Below are 18213 nucleotides of genomic sequence, written 5' to 3'. Positions count from 1 at the left end.
TTGTCGCTGAAAACAAAAGGCCGTCCACTGGACGGCGTTTTTCTCTTGGATAAAGCCCCTGGTGTCTCGTCGAATAAAGCCTTACAACAGCTTAAGCGTTTGTATATGGCTGAAAAAGCGGGTCATACCGGAGCTTTAGATCCACTCGCGACCGGCCTTCTGCCGATCTGCTTTGGTGAAGCGACAAAGTTTTCCCAGTATCTTTTAGATGCCGATAAGGAATATTTTACGACCGCTAAACTCGGTATACGCACGCGCACGAGTGATGCAGATGGTGAGGTAGTGGAAGAGAAGCCTGTCCCCATGGATTTGACCTCGGCACAGATTGAAGATCTGTTACGCCGCCACTTTCTCGGTGAAATCGAGCAGGTGCCGTCTATGTATTCAGCTTTAAAACACCAAGGGCAGCCGCTCTATAAGTTGGCACGCAAGGGTATCGAAGTTGAAGTGAAACCACGGCGTGTGCAGATCTATGAGATTGAGTTGCTTGCTCTGCGTGCTGACGAAATCGACTTGCGCGTGTTCTGTTCAAAAGGAACTTATATCCGCAGCATTGTCGAAGATTTAGGCATGTTGCTAGGGTGTGGTGCGCACGTTCAGCGCTTGCATCGTATTCGTACGGGGCAATATCATGCGGCGCAGATGCGCTCTTTAGAGGCTTTGGAAGCGGAGCTGCAAGCGCTTCCAGATGATCCCCAGTGCATACAAAATCACCTTGATCAGTTATTATTACCGCCCTGGAGTGCTATTGCTGAGCTGCCGGAACTACGCCTTGAAGAAGAGGCGGCAGCGTTCATTTTACAAGGTCGGCGTTTACGCTTAGACGAGGGTGTCGCGCCTTCTCAAGAGTGGCGTCTTTTTGCACAAGCAACAGGTGCTTTTCTCGGTTTGGGTGAAACCAACGAGGCTGGAATTCTCAAAGGCAAGCGTTTAATCCGTTCTGCCTGAGTCCAAATCAGGGGAGTCTCCCTGAACCGACGCACAACTGGAAATATGCTCGGTTGTGCGCGTCTCTTAACAACAACCCTTAGGTTGTGAGCATATTCTAAAGGAGTTAAAAATGGCTTTAAGTGCTGAACAGAAAGCGAAAATTGTTGCAGACTTTGCGCGTGCTGAAGGTGATACCGGTTCTCCAGAAGTTCAGGTGGCACTTTTGACTGCAAACATCGAAGGTCTGCAAGGACATTTCAAGGCAAACAAGCAGGACCACCACTCACGTCGTGGTTTGATCCGTATGGTTAACCAGCGTCGTAAGCTGCTGGATTACCTGAAGGGTAAAGATGCTGATCGTTACCTTGCGCTGATCGGCCGTTTGGGTCTGCGTCGCTAATTCAGTGTTATCGGGGCCATACTCTGTATGGCCCTTTTTCTTTTTCAGTACCGAGCTGTAAACGATCATCCGGCCCGTACTCAAATGTGGATTGTTGAAGTCTGCACTTGAGTACTGGCAACAAGACAGGCATGACGTGAAGCAGCAGGACTGATTCTTTGTTAAACAAGGAGTGATTTGTGCAAGCATTTACGAAAACTTTTCAATATGGCCAGCAGACGGTTACGCTAGAAACCGGCAAGGTAGCACGTCAAGCAACCGGTGCTGTTTTGGTCACTATGGGTGAAAAAACCCAGGTTTTGTGTACTGTTGTCGGCGTGAAAGAAGCCAAAGAAGGTCAGGACTTCTTCCCGCTTTCTGTTCATTACCAGGAAAAATACTATGCCGTGGGTCGTATCCCCGGTGGTTTCTTCAAGCGTGAAGCGCGTCCCACTGAAAAAGAAACGCTGACATCACGTTTGATCGATCGTCCGATTCGTCCACTCTTCCCGAAGGGTTTCATGAACGAAGTCCAGGTCGTGTGTCAGGTGATGTCGTCGGATAAAACGACCGATCCCGATATTGCGGCCATGATCGGTACATCAGCAGCGCTGGCGGTATCCGGTATTCCGTTTATGGGGCCGATTGGTGCTGCGCGTGTAGGTTTCAATGAAGATCAGGGTTATCTACTTAACCCGAATTATGCTGCGCTGGCTAAATCCGAATTGGACATGGTGGTTGCGGGTACTCAGGACGCCGTGCTCATGGTGGAATCTGAAGCGAAAGAGCTGACCGAAGATGAGATGCTCGGCGCCGTGCTCTTTGCACACCAAGAGATGCAGGTTGTCATTGAAGCGATTAAGGCGTTCGCTGCGGAAGCGGGCAAGCCCACTTGGGATTGGGCACCGGTTGCAAAAAATGAAGCGTTGACTGCGCAGGTCAGTGAAGTTTTGGGGCAGCGTTTAGCCCAGGCTTACCAGGTTGCGGATAAGGTTCAGCGTCAGGATCAGGTGCGTGCTTTACGCGATGAAGTCGTGCAAGTCCTGGTTAATGGCGCTGAGTCGGCAGCGACTGCTGAGGAAGTGAAGAAAGTTTTTGGTTCTTTGGAAAAAGAAACGGTACGTGGTCGTATTCTAGATGGTCAGCCGCGTATTGATGGTCGTGATACCAAAACAGTACGTCCGATCAGCGTGGAAATTGATGTACTGAAAAGTGTACATGGTTCGTCATTGTTCACGCGTGGTGAAACTCAGTCGATTGTGACCTGTACCCTGGGTACGACACGTGACATGCAGATCATTGATGCTTTGGAAGGTGAGCGTAAAGATGCCTTTATGCTGCAGTACAACTTCCCTTCTTATTCTGTTGGTGAAGCCGGTCGTATGGCAGGCCCTGGGCGTCGTGAAATCGGTCATGGCCGTCTGGCGCGTCGTGGTGTTCAGGCAGTTCTGCCAACAGCCGATGAGTTTCCTTATACCATTCGTGTGGTTTCAGAAATTACGGAATCAAACGGTTCCAGCTCTATGGCTTCCGTCTGCGGTGCTTCACTGGCGTTGATGGATGCCGGTGTCCCTCTAAAAGCACCGGTAGCGGGTATTGCGATGGGCTTGGTGAAGGAAGGTGAGCGTTTTGCCGTTCTAACCGACATCCTGGGTGATGAAGATCACCTTGGTGATATGGATTTCAAAGTGGCCGGAACAGAGAAAGGTGTAACGGCACTGCAGATGGATATCAAGATCACCGGTATTACCGAAGAGATCATGGAGAAAGCCTTAGAGCAGGCGCTGGACGCACGTCGTCACATCTTGCGTGAAATGGCTAAGGTGATCGGTTACAGCCGTCCTGAGCTGCCAGACAATGCGCCTGCGATGACTCAGTTGAAGGTAAATCCAGAGAAAATCCGTGATCTGATTGGTAAAGGTGGCGCAACCATCCGTGCTTTAACGGAAGAAACCGGTGCTGCGATCGATATTGAAGATGATGGCACAGTGCGTATTTATGCGGACAGTAAGCCTGCTGCTCAAAAAGCGATCGAGCGTGTGTTAGCGATTACGGCTGAAGCGGAAGTCGGTAAGATCTATGAAGGCAAGGTGGTACGTCTCGAAGAGTTCGGTGCATTCGTGAATATCCTGCCAGGCAAAGATGGCCTGGTACATATTTCACAAATTGCCAACGAGCGCGTTAAAGCCGTGACCGATCATATCAACATGGGGGATGTGGTGAAGGTTAAAGTGCTCGACGTCGATGTTCGTGGTCGTATCAAGCTGTCGATGAAAGATCTGCAGGAAGATGAATCTGTAGGTTAAGTTACAGCAGGGCCTTCTTCTAGAAGGCCTACCCATAAAAAAACCTGCTTCGGCAGGTTTTTTTATATCTATCTAGGCTTCGAGCTTAGCGTTCATCACGCATCAAGCAAAAAATTCTAAAGCCGTAGATGGTGATTAAGACACTGACAAACTCAACCACAAGGGTCAGTAGCATCTGCACAGGCATCGCACTCACTAACTGACTAATCAGCATCTGCGCCAAAAACAGACCGGCAAAAATCACTAAAAACCCTTTTAGCAACAGCCAGAAATAGAGATCACTCTCTTTCCAGCTGCTTTTTAAGGCCTCCATCGGGCGTTTGCCTTCCAAAACACAGATATAGTCTGCAAAGGCTAAACGTACTCCCGCATAAACTCCAGGCACGATTAATAGTAGCAGCCCAAGTGCGACAGCCAGTGCATTCAGAATATAGGTGAATAAGAGTCTTCCCCAGCTCGACAGGGCTAGACTCAGTGCGGTGATCGGGCTTAGGGGTTTGCCATCGAGAACGGATTGCATATAGAAAATAGTGGCACCCCAATACAGCGGCAAACAGGCAAGCTCCAGTAAGCCGATATAGATCAATGCACCGCTATTCGAGGTGTCGGGATCGATAGAGCTTTGCAGCGCCGCACTTAAGAGCGCCAGAGTGATCAGAAAGGGCAGTTGAATGGCTGCAAGCGTTTTGAAATGGCTACGGAAAAAGAAAAAAGCTTGGCGTAGATATTCCTGGGTCATGAAAATCATCCTATGGGTTTTTCGGCTGGCGAAGGTGGATCAGTTTGAAATGACCGTTATTGGCCAACACATCAACTTTTTGGAAATAGTTTTTTGCGCGTGTTTCTAAACCGATATGCAGGTTCACAACAAAAAAAGCATCGCCTTGTGCGTCTAAAAGCTGTGCAGCCGCTCGAACAAAGCGTTCCGTGAGATCGCTGCGTGTCGCAAAACCGGTATGGAAGGGAGGGTTGCAGAGTAAGTAGTCAAAACCGGGTGTGATCCCTGCACCGGCATTGGTAGCAATCACTTCGCCCTGTAACTGGTAGTGATCGATATTCGCCTGACAGGCACTTAATGCAGCCGCATTATTATCGGTGCAGCATAAAAGAGTGTCAGGCCCCGCGGCTTTTAAAGATAAATAACCAAAGCCACAGCCGAGATCTAACACACGCCCTTTCAGCGGGAGTTGGTCGGCGAGTGTCTGCATGAGAAAGGCGCTGCCGGCATCAATTTTTTGCCAGCCATAGACGCCCGGTTTGGCAAAATAATTCAGCTCTGGGTGTTCCAGCCAGCGTAGCTGCGCATAGTTTTGGTCATCCAGTAGGCTGTTGCTCAATGCTTGTTTGTATAAATTTAGGCGCCAAGTCTCTGCAAACAACTTTGTTTGCTCCACCGGGCAGCCGAGTAAAGTGGCGGCTTTGCGCGCGTAGGTTTTAATTCCGCCCGATTTTTCGCCAAATAAAATGAGCTCCCCGCCGGGTTTAAGATACTCGGCAGCTTGATTGATCCAATAGTGCGTAAGCGCTTTTTCTTTGGAAACAATCGCGACGATACGATCCAAGGAGGCGGTTTGCCAGGGTGTGAAATCAAAATCTGTAAACTGCACTTGTGCACCTAAGGCTTGATAGTGCTGAAACAGATCAAAACGATTGGTGATTAAGCTAAGTTGACTTGCAGGAGGTAGGGCTTCCAACTTCGGGCTGTTTTCATCTAAAAGCCAAAGACAGCGCCCGACATCGGCTTTTAAAGCGTCTAGTAGGGGGCTGCATAGATCAGCTTGGTTCATGCTGTGCTCCTGATAAAACCGAAGCTATCTCCTGTGGGGTTAAAGAGCGATATTCGCCGGGTTCGAGCTCTGCATCCAGCTTTATCTGGCCAACACTTTCTCGATGCAAGGCGGTGACCCGATTGCCTAAGGCCGCGAACATGCGCTTTACCTGGTGATAACGCCCTTCGTAAATCGTGACACGGCATTCCTGCTCAGTAATACGTTGCAGTCGTGCCGGTTTAGTCCTTTTCACTTCACCTTCGAGTAAGAAGCCTTGAGTAAAGCGCTCTTCGGCTTCAGCAGCAAGGTGTTCTGCCAAACACACATGGTAGACCTTGTGTGTTTTGTGTTTCGGTGAGGTCACTCTATGTGCCCATTGTCCATCATCGGTTAATAACACCAGGCCCGTTGCGTCTAAATCCAGACGTCCGGCAATGTGGAGTTCATTGGCGCGCGGCAGATCGATCCAACTGAAGACGGTAGGGTGAGTGGGATCATCATTGGCACAGACACAGTCTAGGGGTTTATAAAACATCAGATAGCGTGTTTCAGGAGAGGCGACCAGATCACCTTCCAGTTTGACTTGATCCTGATCTTTCACCTGGTAACCCGCGTCTCTTTCGGGTGTGCCGTTAATACTCACGGAGAATTGATGAATTTTTTTCTTCACTTCCTTACGGGAGAGGCCGGTGGCTTGGGCGAGATACTTGTCTAAACGCATGAGAGTCCAGAAGATAATGCAAAGATGCCCGATTATAGCCTAGTGCTAGAGGGCGAGGTATCTTCATTTGAAATGGCAGTCACTCGTTAGAGTTTCAGGTAAAATGCTTGGACTAATTAGTGAATGAGGCTGTTGTGAAACTCTTTGTCGATAATTTGACCCATGTTGATTTTTCCTATCTACACCCAGAGCGAGGTCTGGTCGGTGAGTCTTGGGAGGCTCAGCTGATTCTCCAAGGCAAGCTGGATGATCAGGGTATGATTTGTGATTTTGGCGTGGTCAAAAAGCGCATTAAGGCATGGTTGGACAGCCATCTCGATCATATGTTGGTTGTCCCTGCTTTGATGGATTCGCTCGAGCTTGCGCGTCAGGATGGAGAGATTCAGCTGCAATGGCATTATCCGAGTGGTGAGCGTTTGTTTTGTCGCGCACCACAACAAGCGATTGCGGTTTTGCCTCTGATGGAGATCAGTCAAAAAGGCGTGGCGGCTTGGTGTGAAGCTCAGCTTCTAGCTTTATTCCCCGAACAAGTGGAATCTTTGCAGCTCACTTTTGTGGCAGAAGAGATAGAAGGGGCTTTTTATCACTATAGCCATGGCTTGCAAAAGCATGGTGGAAATTGTCAGCGTATTGCCCATGGGCATCGCTCACGTGTCCAGATCCGGGTCGATGGTAAACGTCGTCAGGATCTAGAACAGTATTGGGCGCAAACCTTTGCAGATATCTACATCGGAACCCGTGCTCACCTACAAGCGGATTCAAATGAAAGTTGGCATCATTATGCTTATACCGCCCCACAGGGTGAGTTCGAATTGAGTTTGCCTGCGCGTTACTGTTATGTGATTGAGACAGAGTCTACGGTTGAGCAGATAGCGCAGCACCTCCTGGAACAGATCCAATTAGAGTATCCAGAGAGTCAGGTGCAAGTACGTGCTTATGAAGGGGTAGGTAAGGGCGCAATCACGCAGACAGCGTCTTAGTCTTTAGGGCGCAAGCTTTTGGGTAAAGAGGCACAAAGTCGGAGGCTTGTTTAGAGCCCAAGACTCACAGCAGGATATGAAAAAGGTCGCTTGATCGCGACCTTTTTCGTGTTTAGGCGGTTAAGCCTAGAGATTCTAAGTCTTGTACTTAGTCACGCTCTACGGCTAAAGCGGTTCCCATGCCGCCCCCGATACACAGGGTTGCCAGGCCTTTTTTCGCATCACGCTTGATCATTTCGTGTACCAGAGAGACAAAAATACGGCATCCTGATGCACCAATCGGATGACCCAGCGCAATCGCGCCGCCATTGACGTTCACCTTGCTGGTATCCCAACCCAAGTCTTTGTTGACCGACATGGCCTGAGCGGCAAAGGCTTCGTTGGCTTCAACCAGGTCTAGATCATCAACCGTCCAGCCCGCTTTCTTCAAAGCATTTTGTGTGGCGCAGATAGGACCAGTACCCATGATGGCTGGATCGACCCCTGCTGAGGCGTAGGCTTTAATGCGTACCAAAGGCTTTAATCCCAGTGCCGCCGCTTTTTCAGCTGAGCAGACGATTACAGCGGCAGCACCATCATTGATCGTGGAGCTGTTGCCAGCGGTAACGGTACCGTCCTTCTTAAAAGCTGGGCGCAGTTTGGCCAGAGCGTCTTCAGTACAGCCAAAACGAGGCTGCTCATCTGTATCAAAGACAACAGGATCACCTTTGCGCTGTGGGATGACAACCGGAATGATTTCATCTTTAAAACGACCAGAGGTCACAGCGGCTTCAGCTTTATTCTGTGAAGCGCTTGCGAACGCATCTTGTTCTTCACGGGTAAAGCCGTATTTCTCAACAATATTCTCAGTGGTGATGCCCATGTGATAGTTGTTGAACGCATCCCAGAGACCATCATTGATCATCGAGTCGACCATTTTCCAGTCACCCATGCGCGCGCCATTACGTGAATTCGGCAGGATGTGCGGAGACTGGGACATGCTTTCCTGACCGCCAGCAATAATCATGTCGGCATCACCACAACGAATCGCTTGGACAGCCATCTGGATGGCTTTCAGGCCTGAACCACAGACCTTGTTAATCGTAATAGCCGGTACTTCAATCGGTAAACCCGCATTGATCACAGCCTGGCGCGCAGGGTTCTGACCACAGCCTGCGGTGAGTACCTGGCCGAGAATCACTTCGTCTACATCGGCAGGATTGATCGCGTGTTTTTCGATTAAGCCTTTAATAACGGTGGCGCCGAGTGTGGCGGCAGACAGAGATGCCAAAGATCCATTAAATGCGCCTACGGCAGTTCTGCCAGCAGCTACAATTACAACTTCGCGCATGTGTATTCCTCATACTGAACTGAATAAGAAGCCGTCCATCACTTTACCGTTAGAAAATGACACTGAAGCTACGGAAAAATAGGGCGTGCTTAACTGTTATTTTTGGTCACTGTCCTGTGAAAGATGAGGAGCAGTGACCTGAGTCTGCGCGAATTTCGAGGCAGCTGTCAAGCGGGAGAGCCTTAAACTAATGTCGTGCTCACGGCGGTTAGAGATTAACTTCGAGATTGTCGATCAGACGTGCTGGACCTAGATACGCAGCGGCAATGAGTACCAGTTGCTGATCTTCGGCGTGGGCGGGTTGCATATCCTGCTGGCGCAAAATATGAAAATAATCGGGTTTAAATCCGGCGGCGCTGAGTTGTGCTTTGGCTTGAGTTTGCAAGTGTGCAAAGTCTTTTACGCCTTGATATAGTTGATCCGCACAGTTCAGCAGCGTCTGATAAAGAGCAGGGGCCTGTTCCAACTCTTGATTAGAGAGATAACCATTGCGTGAACTCAGGGCTAAACCTGATTCTGCGCGTACGATGGGAACCCCCTGAATTTCAACGCCTAGACTCAGATCACGAACCAGCGTACGGATAATCCGCAGTTGCTGGTAATCCTTTTCCCCAAATAGTGCAAGATCCGGTTGTACGATGTTGAGTAGTTTGCACACAACGGTTGCAACACCGCTGAAATGCCCAGGTCGGGTTTGACCACAGTAAAGATCCGATAAGCCTGGTACTTCAACACGCGTTTGCAGCTCACGCCCATGAGGGTACATTTCGGCATCAGAGGGTGCAAAAAGATAGTGGCAGCCCGCATCCAGTAGTTTGGCTTGATCCTCTGCGAGGGTGCGTGGATAACTATCCAGATCCTCATTGACCCCAAATTGTAATGGGTTCACAAAGATACTAGTGACCACAATATCCGCGTGCTTGAGCGCTTCTTTCACCAGAGTGATATGGCCAGAATGCAGGTTGCCCATGGTTGGGACTAGAGCAATCTTTTCACCGGCATGACGGTGAGCTTTTAAGTGTTCACGCAGCGCTTGGATCTGGTGCAGAGTCTGCAGCATTTCAGAAACTCTCTTCTGGGCTAGGGAAGGTTACCGCTTTAACCGCAGCATCATATTGGCGAATCGCATCTTCAATACTTACGGCTTGCTGCATAAAGTCACGACTGAAGCGAGGACGACGACCTGGGGTGATGCCCAGCATGTCGTGTAGCACCAACACCTGCGCATCGGTATGCGGCCCCGCTCCGATCCCTATGACAGGTATGCTGACATTGCGGGTAATCTCTTCGCCGAGTAGGCTGGGAACGCATTCTAGTAGCAGCATCGAAGCGCCTGCTTCTTCCAGTTGGCGAGCATCTTCTATCATCTGCAACGCAGATGCCTTGTCTTTACCCTGGACACGATAGCCGCCTAGTTTGTTCACCGCTTGTGGGGTCAGTCCCAGGTGTGCACACACGGGAACACCGCGATCCGCTAAAAGCTGAATACTTTCCGCTAACCAGCTCCCGCCTTCTAGTTTGACTAGGTGAGCGCCGGCCTGCATCAGACGCGCAGAGGACGCCATACATTGTTCGGGCGTGGCATAAGACATAAAGGGCAGGTCGGCCATGATCATCGCGCCCTGGTTGCCACGAGCGACACTGGTTGTGTGGTACACCATCTCTTCCAGTGTCACGGGCAGGGTGCTTTGCTGACCCTGGAGCACCATACCCAAGGAGTCTCCGACCAGAATCATTTCAATGCCCACTGAACTGATCAGATGTGCAAAGGTTGAGTCATATGCCGTCAGAACCGTGAATTTTTTTCCGGCCTGTTTGAGACCTGTCAGGGTATGCAGTGTGATGTTACTCATAGACATTCCAAGCAAGGGTTATCTGCAGGTTTAGCCGCTCATTATAGCGCTAAGCGATCCGGGCTGCCCATTGGACAATCCGCTAGGTGAAAAGAGAGAAGGCTACCATCCGGTAGCTGAAGATCGGGTGCAATTTCGGCCAGAGGGTAGAGCACAAAACTGCGTTGCGTCATCCAGGGGTGCGGCACGCTGAGGCGTGCTGTTGCAATCGTTTCTTGACCATAGAGTAAAAGGTCCAGGTCGAGGGTGCGCGGTCCCCAGTGCTCCAAGCGCACACGCTGATGCGCCTGCTCCAGTGCTTGTAGGTGATCCAGTAAGCACTCAGCATCCAATTCTGTGTTCAGCTCGGCTACGGCATTGATATAATCCGGCTGCCCCGCTGGCCCAACAGGCTCTGAACGATAGAGCGCAGAGTGTTGAATCAGCTGCGTGTCAGGCAATTGAGCGAGCTCGTCTAGTGCTCGTTTGACCTGCTCAATCGGGTTGTCGAGATTACTACCAAGTCCAATAAAACAACGCATGATAATCGTCTTTGCGTCCGTTATTCAGTGGCAGCAGGGCGACGATTAGGCTTGCGCCGACGTCGGCGTTTAGGTTTATCGCCACGCGTTTCAGTTGGATAGCTGGGGCTCGGCGCATGTTGTAACTCCGAGCGCTGCACAGGGTTCGCCTGTTGATATTCGGTCCACCATTGCCCAAGACCGTCGAGATCCTCGCCTGCGGACTCGCGTAGCAGTACCAGGTCGTAAGCAGCTCGGAAGCGTGGATGCTCAAGCAGTTGATCGGCACGTCGTCCACGATAGCGCGGCAAGCGTAATTGCAGCTCCCAGATTTCGCGCATGGGGGCAGAGAAACGCTTAGGAATTGCTGTGCTTTTTACTTGTTTGCTGAGAATCTGGTTGGCAGCTTCATGCAGCGCTTGCAGTGGAGGAAGATCTTCTTCATCGAGAATACGATGGTAGCGTTCAACCAACGGGTACCAGAGTAAGGCGGCAAACATAAAGGCAGGGGTAACACTCTTGCCTTGTTCTAAGCGACGATCGGTATTGCGTAGTACCTGTTGAATCAGGGCTTCCGTTTGCGGGTGTTCGTCGTTGAGTAGTTGTTGGGTCAGCGGGAAAAGATAAACGAACAGACCAAAGCGTTGCATCTGGCGGAATGAAGCGGCGCCATGTCCGGTTTGTAATAGCTTAAGCGCTTCATCAAACAAGCGTGCGGGTGCGATGCGTGCTAAGAGCGGGGCAAGGCGATGAATAGGCTCCGCCGTTTTTTCTTCAATTTCAAAACTGAGCTTGGCTGCAAAGCGTGCGGCGCGCAGCATACGCACGGGGTCTTCACGATAGCGTTGCTCTGGATCACCAATCATGCGCAGTTGGCGATTTTTAAGATCAGGGTAACCGTTGGCAAAATCGTGAATACTGTAATCACGTACACAGTAATAGAGGGCATTCACTGTAAAGTCACGGCGCAGGGCATCTTCTTCGATGCTGCCATACACATTGTCACGCAGTATCAGGCCTGATTCAGCTTGTCTTCCATGTTCGCCATCTTCGTTGTCATCTGAGTCATGGCTGGCGCGAAAGGTCGCGACTTCAATGAGTTCTCGACCAAAACGCACATGCAGGAGTTTAAAGCGACGGCCAATTAAGCGGCCACGGTGAAACAGCTCAACGGCCTGCTCGGGATGGGCTGAGGTCGCGACATCAAAGTCCTTGGGTGCTTGTCCGAGCAAAAGATCGCGAATACAGCCGCCGACGAGGTAGCTTTCATATCCGGCATCTTGAAGTCGATAAACGACTTTCATCGCATTGTCATCAAGTAGACGTCGAGGGATTTGATGTTCGGACTCGGGAATGATGCGACGCTCACCGAGCGATAAAATGTCCAGGCTTCTTGGTTCTTCCGGTTGGGCGGCGGCTTTTAGCTTAGGCGCTCGTAGTAGCCAAAGGCCACTGATCAGAACCAATAGGATGAGAGTAGCTAATAAAAACAGATCGTGCATGCGAAAAAATTCTTCCTGGCTGTCATGTCATGCGCTAAGAGAGGCGCATGATACCAGTAAGTCCACGGCAGTGTTAGTCGTTGATCACAGAGGAGGCTTAAGTGATGGTTGTGATTGAATCTGGATGAGAAAGAGAAGATGAGAATGAACAAGGTAGGGTGGCTGAAAACAAAGTAGCATCACAGATTTTGTTATTGTTCGAGCACTGTGGGGAGTGTGTGGAGTTGCTACTTTGCTTTCAGCGAAGCTTCATTGTTATTTTTATTTGAAGCAGGTGTTTCAGTTGACGGCGTTATTATTTTTATTGCTGCTGTCGTAGAGTGATTTGTTATTATTCTTGCTCTAATAGAAAGCAGATAGCGTGCCAGGTTTTGTAGATCATTGTTTTAAAAACAAAATTAAAGAAAGTAGTCTGTTGGTAGTAGGCGGTTAGTACTGAGTGTTACCTGTGTCCTGCGATAAGTGTTACCCATCTACCCATAAAGTAACACTTTTACTAAGTGTTACCGAAGTGTTACCCCGCTGTCGCTCGTTTGGCGCGTCGGGGGATGCCTAACTTCTGCCGGCGTTCCCAGAGACATTTGCGACTAATACCTAGAGTGCGTGCTAATTCGGTTTCATTCATCTGTTCTTGATGGTCGAGAACATAACGTTGAAAATAATCATCTAGGGAGAGATCTTGCTTATCCAAAGCAGAGGGAGGTGTGATCTCTTCGGTTTTGGATAGGGTGGGAGCTGTGGTGGATGCCAGCTCAGTGTGCTCTAGCCCGAAGAGATCGGGCGTGATTTGATGGCCTTCAGCGAGAATCACGGCGCGTTCGATGGCATTTTGCAGTTCGCGAACATTGCCCGGCCAAGTGTGTTGGCGCAATCGCTCAAGCGCCGATGGGCTAAAGGCAACTTGCGTCTGATGACGGGCGCAGTGGTTGCGTAGAAACAGTTGTGCCAGTTCGATAATATCTTCGCCTCGTTCACGTAGTGGCGGCATGCGCAACTCCATGACATAGAGGCGGTAGTAGAGATCTTCACGAAAGCGCCCTTCTCTGGCGAGAGTTTTTAAATCTCGATGAGTCGCGGCAATCAAGCGTACATCGACCTTGCGCGCATGCACGGCGCCAACACGGCGAATCTCACCTTCTTGTAAAAAGCGCAGTAAACGTGCCTGGGCTTCTAAAGGCAGCTCACCGATTTCATCGAGAAAAAGCGTGCCTTGGTCAGCAGCCTCGATTAAGCCACTGCGTTGTGTATCGGCACCAGTAAAAGCGCCTTTTTCATGACCAAAGAGTTCGGATTCAATCAGGGTGTCAGGAATCGCTGCGCAGTTGACGCTAATCATCGGTGCTTGAGCGCGGCTGCTTTTTTGATGGATCGTGCGAGCGGCCAGCTCTTTGCCTGTTCCCGATTCTCCAAGAATCAGAACCGTCGCTGAGGTTTGTGAAACCTTATCAATTTTGCGCAGCAGCTCCTGCACAGAAGGTGAAGATCCCGCGATCAGCGAACAGGAGTCGGTGTCCTGGTCTGCTACGGCTGCGCTAGAGCGTTCCGAAGAAGGCCTGAATTGCTGGATGATTTTACTCACGCTTGCAAGCATTTCATCGTGATCAAATGGCTTGGCGATGTAATCCACCGCACCCAGCTTCATAGCATCAATCGCTGAACGCATGCTGGCGTAACTGGTCATGATCAGCACAGGGGTGTTGGGTGCGATGGCGATTAGGTCTGTTCCAGGTGCGCCAGGCAAGCGTAAGTCGCTAATGATGAGATCATAGGCATGATGCGACAACAGAGAGCGGGCACTATCCACGGAGTCTGCTGTGTCGACAGCATAATCGTGTTTTGCTAATAAACGTTGCAAGGCTGCACGGATGATTGACTCATCCTCAACAATCAGAATTCGGCTCATACATCGGGACCTGTTACGTCTTCTCTGTCTGAGTGCTCAAAGCGGAGTCAACCCAGAGAGGAAGCTGAATGATTACCTGAGTGCCTTTGTTCTGTTTTTTGTCGGCAGGACTAATAAACTCAATATTACCACAATGTTCGGTAATGATATTGTAGACCAAGGCAAGGCCTAAGCCTGTGCCCTTGCCCGGCTCTTTTGTGGTGAAAAAAGGCTCGAACAAACGCTGCTGGTGCTCAGGTTCAATACCACTACCTGGATCGGTAATACGCACACGCAGAGCATTTTGCATTTGACTGGCATCAATGACAATACGGCTGTGCTCAGGCGAGGCGTCACAGGCATTGTTGAGTAGATTCACAAAGACCTGTAACAAGAGCTGAGGGTCTCCGCTACAGCGGTATTCCGGCGGAATTTGATTCATAATCAACATATTGCGACCACGCTCGTCAAAACGCAAGAGTTCAACTGCCTCTTGTGCACACGCATAGAGATTGACGGCTTCAAGCTTGCTGAGTTGATCGGCTTGTCCGGTATGAGCAAAGCGCACCAGTGACTGCACGATGCGACTGATGCGCTGTGTTTGGGTGAGAATGTGTGAACCGGTTTCCAGAATGATGGGATCGTCTGTTTCCAGTTTGAGGTTCTGAGCCAAGCAGGCAATCCCTGTGACGGGATTGCCAATTTCATGTGCGACCCCTGCAGCAAAACGACCGATCGAGGTAAGACGTTCGCTATGCGCGAGGCGATTAGCAATTTGGCGATGTTCGGTTTCATCCTCTATAAGTACGATCATTCCCTGCGTATTACCCTCATTCACCAAGGTTTTGTGCAAGCTAAACCAGCGTGTCTGATGTTGATGTTCAAGTGGACAGGTTTCATGCAGTTTCTCTGGACTTTGTGTGAAGTGACCAAAGAACTCCGCCCATGGCGATGGCAAGGAGGGAAGGTCTGAGCCAATCGCTTCATTAGCATCTATGCCGGTGTATTCTTGTAGCTGACGATTCCAAAACAGAATTTGGCTGTGATCATCCAGCGTGAGAACTCCAATGGGTAAGCGTTGTAGGGTAAAGCGGTGGAAGCGTCGAATCTTATCTAGCTCCGCCGCTAAACCAGACAGGCGCTCATCATAATGTTCAAGCTGCTCTTCTAGCAGGTGGATCTCACGCCCACGAAAGCGCGCTTGCTGTAAGCTTTCGGGTCGCAGTAATGCAGTTGCTTCCACGGGGCCGAGCAGCCCGGATAGGTTGTTTTCCAGCGTGTTGCGCAACTTGAGCAGATCGAGTGGGCCGAGTTTGTTGGTGTTGGGTAGGTCTAGTATCTGACGAGCTTGCTCAATTTCACGGCGCGCGGAGTGTTGTCCTAAACGTTGGCTTAAGCGTTGTTCCAGGTTTTCCAAAGAATCCTTATCATGGCCCAGTAGGCGGGTTTGACGTGGAAGTGCGTTCAGGATACAGGCCGTGGCATGTTCCGCTTCGCGTGCATCGGCAGGAAAAAGTAGAGAACCACCGATAAGGAGCAGTGTATTGAGAAGCAGAGACAGTAGAGTGTATTCATACCAGAGATCAAGTGAGTGAGAGGGCTGCTCTAGGCTTAAATAGATTTGTATTACGGTCATCAGCCAAATACTTAATCCGCCACTGAGTCCGGCTAAAAAACCAACTCTGCTGGCGCCTTGCCAGTATAACGTGGCAAACAGTCCCGGTAAGAACTGCAAAAACGCCATAAAGGTAATCAGGCCGAGTTGTGCCAAGCTAAAGCGTTGATCCAATAATAAATAGATGGCATAGCTAACACTCATGACCACTAAGATGAGTGAGCGTCTGAGCCATAAAAGCCAGCGATAGAAACTTGAGCTGTCGGGTAAACGGATGACGGGTAAGAGGAGATGGTTTTGGAGCATAGATGCTAGCGCGATGTTGGCCACTAGAATGACACCGCTGGCTGCTGAGAGGACACCAATGAATGCCAAAATAATAAACCAATCCAGCGATAGTGCCTGGCCTAGCGCAAGCAGCAGGTAGTCAGGATTACCTAACAGCTCAAGTTTGAATCCTGTCCATAAAAGGGGGGGGATCGCTAGAGCCATCAGCAGTAGAAATAATGGCATTAACCAGCTGGCCAAGCGTAGGCTAGATTCTGAGGCGTTTTCGCTGAACAAAATATGAAACATATGGGGGGTTAAAAACGCCGCACCAAAGAAAGCGATAAATAGAGTGCGCCAACTGGAGTTATCGGGCGAGCTTAAAAGAGTTTCCAGTGCGGCAGGGTGTTCGGTCAGCCAGAGATTAAGGCCTTTTTGGCCATTGAAAACTTGCAAAAAGACATAGCTTGCTAGGGTTAAGAGTACAACCACCTTGACTAAGGACTTGATGGCAATCGCTAAACTCAGGCCATCATGGCGACTGCGTAGCGATGGGTGACGTGCGCCAAACAGTATCGAAAAAAGAGTCAGTAGCAAGCAAAAGGCGAGGGCCAGTTGTGCTTCGGAAAGTGTGTCATTAAACAGGCGTATAGAAGATACGATGCCCTGAATTTGAATCACGATCAGGGGCAAACTGGCAAGCATTACGAGGGCGGTGGTTAAGCTACCTATCGCGGCGCTGTGAAAACGAAAAGCAAAGAGATCGGCTAGTGAGCTGAGCTGATAAGTGCGCGTTAAGCGCAAAATCGGTAAAAGAATCAGTGGCGAGAGCATAAAAGCGGCGCTGGCACCGAGATAAGAGATGAGATAGGTAAAACCAGAGTCACGTGCAATGCTGAAGGCCCCGTAAAAAGTCCAGGCACTGGCGTAAATGCCCAAAGATAGGGTGTGTACTAAGGGGTGGCGAACCCAGCGTTGTGCGATCCAGCCGCGTTCAGCCGCATAAGCACAGGCGAGTAGCAGCAGTAGATAGGCTACGCCAATCAGAAGTAAAAGAGGTAAACGCAGGTCAGAGATCATGGTGACGGTGACTCATAAGTGCGGTGAAAAGAATCAGCGCAAACCAAATAATATAGGGTATCGGCCAGCTGGACGCTGAAAATAACCAGAGATCCATCACGGCGGGCAGTAATAAAAAAGCGACAAAAAGAAACATCAAGAGCAAGCGATGTGGGTACATCTAGAGCGACTCCTGTGGATAGGGCAAGGAGAAGCACTTAGGAATCTTGTCCAAATCCCAATGTTGAATACCCCATTCTAGAATCTCCTGAACTGAGGCAGTCTCTAATTGTGCCTCTGGATGTTGACCTAAGAGCCTTAAGCCTAAGAGTAGATTCTGGCGTGCTTGCGCGGCTTCCAAAGCAGGAGAGAGGTATTGTTTACTCAATTTACGGCCTTGGTGGTCAAGCACTAACGGAATGTGTGCATAGTTTGGTTGGGTATAATTTAACAATTGCTGCAAGGCATGTTGTTGTGGGGTTTGTGACCAGAGATCGGCACCACGTACAACATGTGTGATGCCTTGAGCTTGATCATCGACAACGACTGCCAGTTGATAGGCATAAAAACCATCGCGACGACGTATGATCGGATCGGTTAAAGGGTAGGTAGCTTCAGGCAGTGGGCCCTGAATCGGATCGCTGAAAGAGAGATTGCTGCCTTCAAGTTTAACCCGATAAGCTGGAGCGCCCGTGGCCGATTCGGACAGGGGAAGCTGGTTTAAACAATAGCGATCGTAACGCTCCAATGCTTGTCGGGATTGCAACTGGCTGCGCGTGCACTGGCAGGGGTAGGCCAGCTGTCGCGCCAATAAATCATCCAACACGGCTTGGTAGTCAGGAAAATGTTGGCTTTGAAAGCGTGTTGTACCATCCCAGAGCAATCCTAAGTGCTCAAGCTGGCGCTGAATTGTATCGGCAGCTCCTGGGCGTGTGCGTTGTAGATCAACATCTTCGATGCGCAGCAACCAATAGCCTTGATGATGTCGCGCATCTAAGAAACTCGCCAGAGCAGCAAGCAGCGAACCAAAATGCAAAGGGCCGCTAGGCGAGGGTGCAAAACGGCCACAATAAACAGCTTCTGCCATAATCACTCATCATCCCGAAATACTAGGATGAGT

Annotated in this window: 16 protein-coding genes; 4 read left to right on the top strand and 12 right to left on the bottom strand. The window is 50.1% G+C overall.

The annotated features are described in order from the left end of the window. From truB to pnp, 3 genes are all read left to right on the top strand, one after another. Positions 1-948, top strand: coding sequence for a tRNA pseudouridine(55) synthase TruB (truB, locus tag E1H14_RS12305; RefSeq protein ID WP_149391786.1), 948 nt, complete (start codon positions 1-3; stop codon positions 946-948). A gap of 112 nt (positions 949-1060) precedes the next feature. Continuing rightward, the gene (gene rpsO / locus E1H14_RS12300) at positions 1061-1330 is read left to right on the top strand and encodes a 30S ribosomal protein S15 (protein ID WP_149391785.1); all 270 of its coding nucleotides are present in this window, start codon (positions 1061-1063) and stop codon (positions 1328-1330) included. Positions 1331-1509: 179 nt separating this feature from the next. After that, positions 1510-3615, top strand: a complete 2106-nt coding sequence (pnp, locus tag E1H14_RS12295) for a polyribonucleotide nucleotidyltransferase (RefSeq protein ID WP_149391784.1) — start codon at positions 1510-1512, stop codon at positions 3613-3615. An 85-nt stretch (positions 3616-3700) separates the two neighbouring features. Here the strand turns inward: pnp and E1H14_RS12290 are convergent, their stop codons facing one another. From E1H14_RS12290 to rsuA, 3 genes are read right to left on the bottom strand one after another with little or no spacing between them, the layout of a single operon-like run. Further along, a complete protein-coding gene (locus E1H14_RS12290; protein ID WP_160142066.1) occupies positions 3701-4354 on the bottom strand; it encodes a YciC family protein in 654 nt (217 codons plus the stop codon). A 10-nt stretch (positions 4355-4364) separates the two neighbouring features. Further along, the gene (locus tag E1H14_RS12285) at positions 4365-5402 is read right to left on the bottom strand and encodes a methyltransferase (RefSeq protein WP_149391782.1); all 1038 of its coding nucleotides are present in this window, start codon (positions 5400-5402) and stop codon (positions 4365-4367) included. Beyond that, positions 5389-6105: a 16S rRNA pseudouridine(516) synthase RsuA gene (gene rsuA / locus E1H14_RS12280; RefSeq protein ID WP_149391781.1), complete on the bottom strand. Its 717-nt coding sequence runs from the start codon at positions 6103-6105 to the stop codon at positions 5389-5391. The genes E1H14_RS12285 and rsuA overlap by 14 nt, the downstream gene beginning before the upstream one ends. A gap of 119 nt (positions 6106-6224) precedes the next feature. On the opposite strand from rsuA, the gene E1H14_RS12275 reads away from it, so the two are divergent. After that, a complete protein-coding gene (locus tag E1H14_RS12275; RefSeq protein WP_235017458.1) occupies positions 6225-7085 on the top strand; it encodes a 6-carboxytetrahydropterin synthase in 861 nt (286 codons plus the stop codon). 148 nt (positions 7086-7233) lie between these two features. Here the strand turns inward: E1H14_RS12275 and E1H14_RS12270 are convergent, their stop codons facing one another. From E1H14_RS12270 to gluQRS, 9 genes are all read right to left on the bottom strand, one after another. Continuing rightward, the gene (locus E1H14_RS12270; RefSeq protein ID WP_149391780.1) at positions 7234-8415 is read right to left on the bottom strand and encodes an acetyl-CoA C-acetyltransferase; all 1182 of its coding nucleotides are present in this window, start codon (positions 8413-8415) and stop codon (positions 7234-7236) included. A gap of 208 nt (positions 8416-8623) precedes the next feature. Next, positions 8624-9475, bottom strand: coding sequence for a pantoate--beta-alanine ligase (gene panC / locus E1H14_RS12265; RefSeq protein WP_149391779.1), 852 nt, complete (start codon positions 9473-9475; stop codon positions 8624-8626). 1 nt (position 9476) lies between these two features. Then, the gene (gene panB, locus E1H14_RS12260; RefSeq protein WP_149391778.1) at positions 9477-10268 is read right to left on the bottom strand and encodes a 3-methyl-2-oxobutanoate hydroxymethyltransferase; all 792 of its coding nucleotides are present in this window, start codon (positions 10266-10268) and stop codon (positions 9477-9479) included. A 41-nt stretch (positions 10269-10309) separates the two neighbouring features. Then, complete coding sequence (gene folK, locus E1H14_RS12255) at positions 10310-10789, bottom strand: 2-amino-4-hydroxy-6-hydroxymethyldihydropteridine diphosphokinase (RefSeq protein ID WP_149391777.1); 480 nt, start codon at positions 10787-10789, stop codon at positions 10310-10312. Positions 10790-10809: 20 nt separating this feature from the next. Continuing rightward, positions 10810-12270 carry a polynucleotide adenylyltransferase PcnB gene (gene pcnB / locus E1H14_RS12250; protein ID WP_149391776.1) on the bottom strand — a complete coding sequence of 487 codons (1461 nt, stop codon included), beginning with the start codon at positions 12268-12270 and terminating at the stop codon, positions 10810-10812. Positions 12271-12784: 514 nt separating this feature from the next. Continuing rightward, positions 12785-14173, bottom strand: a complete 1389-nt coding sequence (locus E1H14_RS12245) for a sigma-54-dependent transcriptional regulator (protein WP_149391775.1) — start codon at positions 14171-14173, stop codon at positions 12785-12787. A 13-nt stretch (positions 14174-14186) separates the two neighbouring features. After that, positions 14187-17114, bottom strand: coding sequence for an ATP-binding protein (locus E1H14_RS12240; RefSeq protein ID WP_149391774.1), 2928 nt, complete (start codon positions 17112-17114; stop codon positions 14187-14189). After that, a complete protein-coding gene (locus E1H14_RS13105) occupies positions 17104-17274 on the bottom strand; it encodes a hypothetical protein (protein WP_160142065.1) in 171 nt (56 codons plus the stop codon). The genes E1H14_RS12240 and E1H14_RS13105 overlap by 11 nt, the downstream gene beginning before the upstream one ends. Next, positions 17275-18180, bottom strand: coding sequence for a tRNA glutamyl-Q(34) synthetase GluQRS (gluQRS, locus tag E1H14_RS12235; protein ID WP_149391773.1), 906 nt, complete (start codon positions 18178-18180; stop codon positions 17275-17277). Positions 18181-18213: the final 33 nt, after the last annotated feature.

The organism is Nitrincola tapanii (genome assembly GCF_008368715.1).
Classification (GTDB): Bacteria; Pseudomonadota; Gammaproteobacteria; order Pseudomonadales; family Balneatricaceae; genus Nitrincola; species Nitrincola tapanii.
Note: the sequence above shows the minus strand (reverse complement) of the source record. Positions and strands in the feature narration are given on the sequence as shown.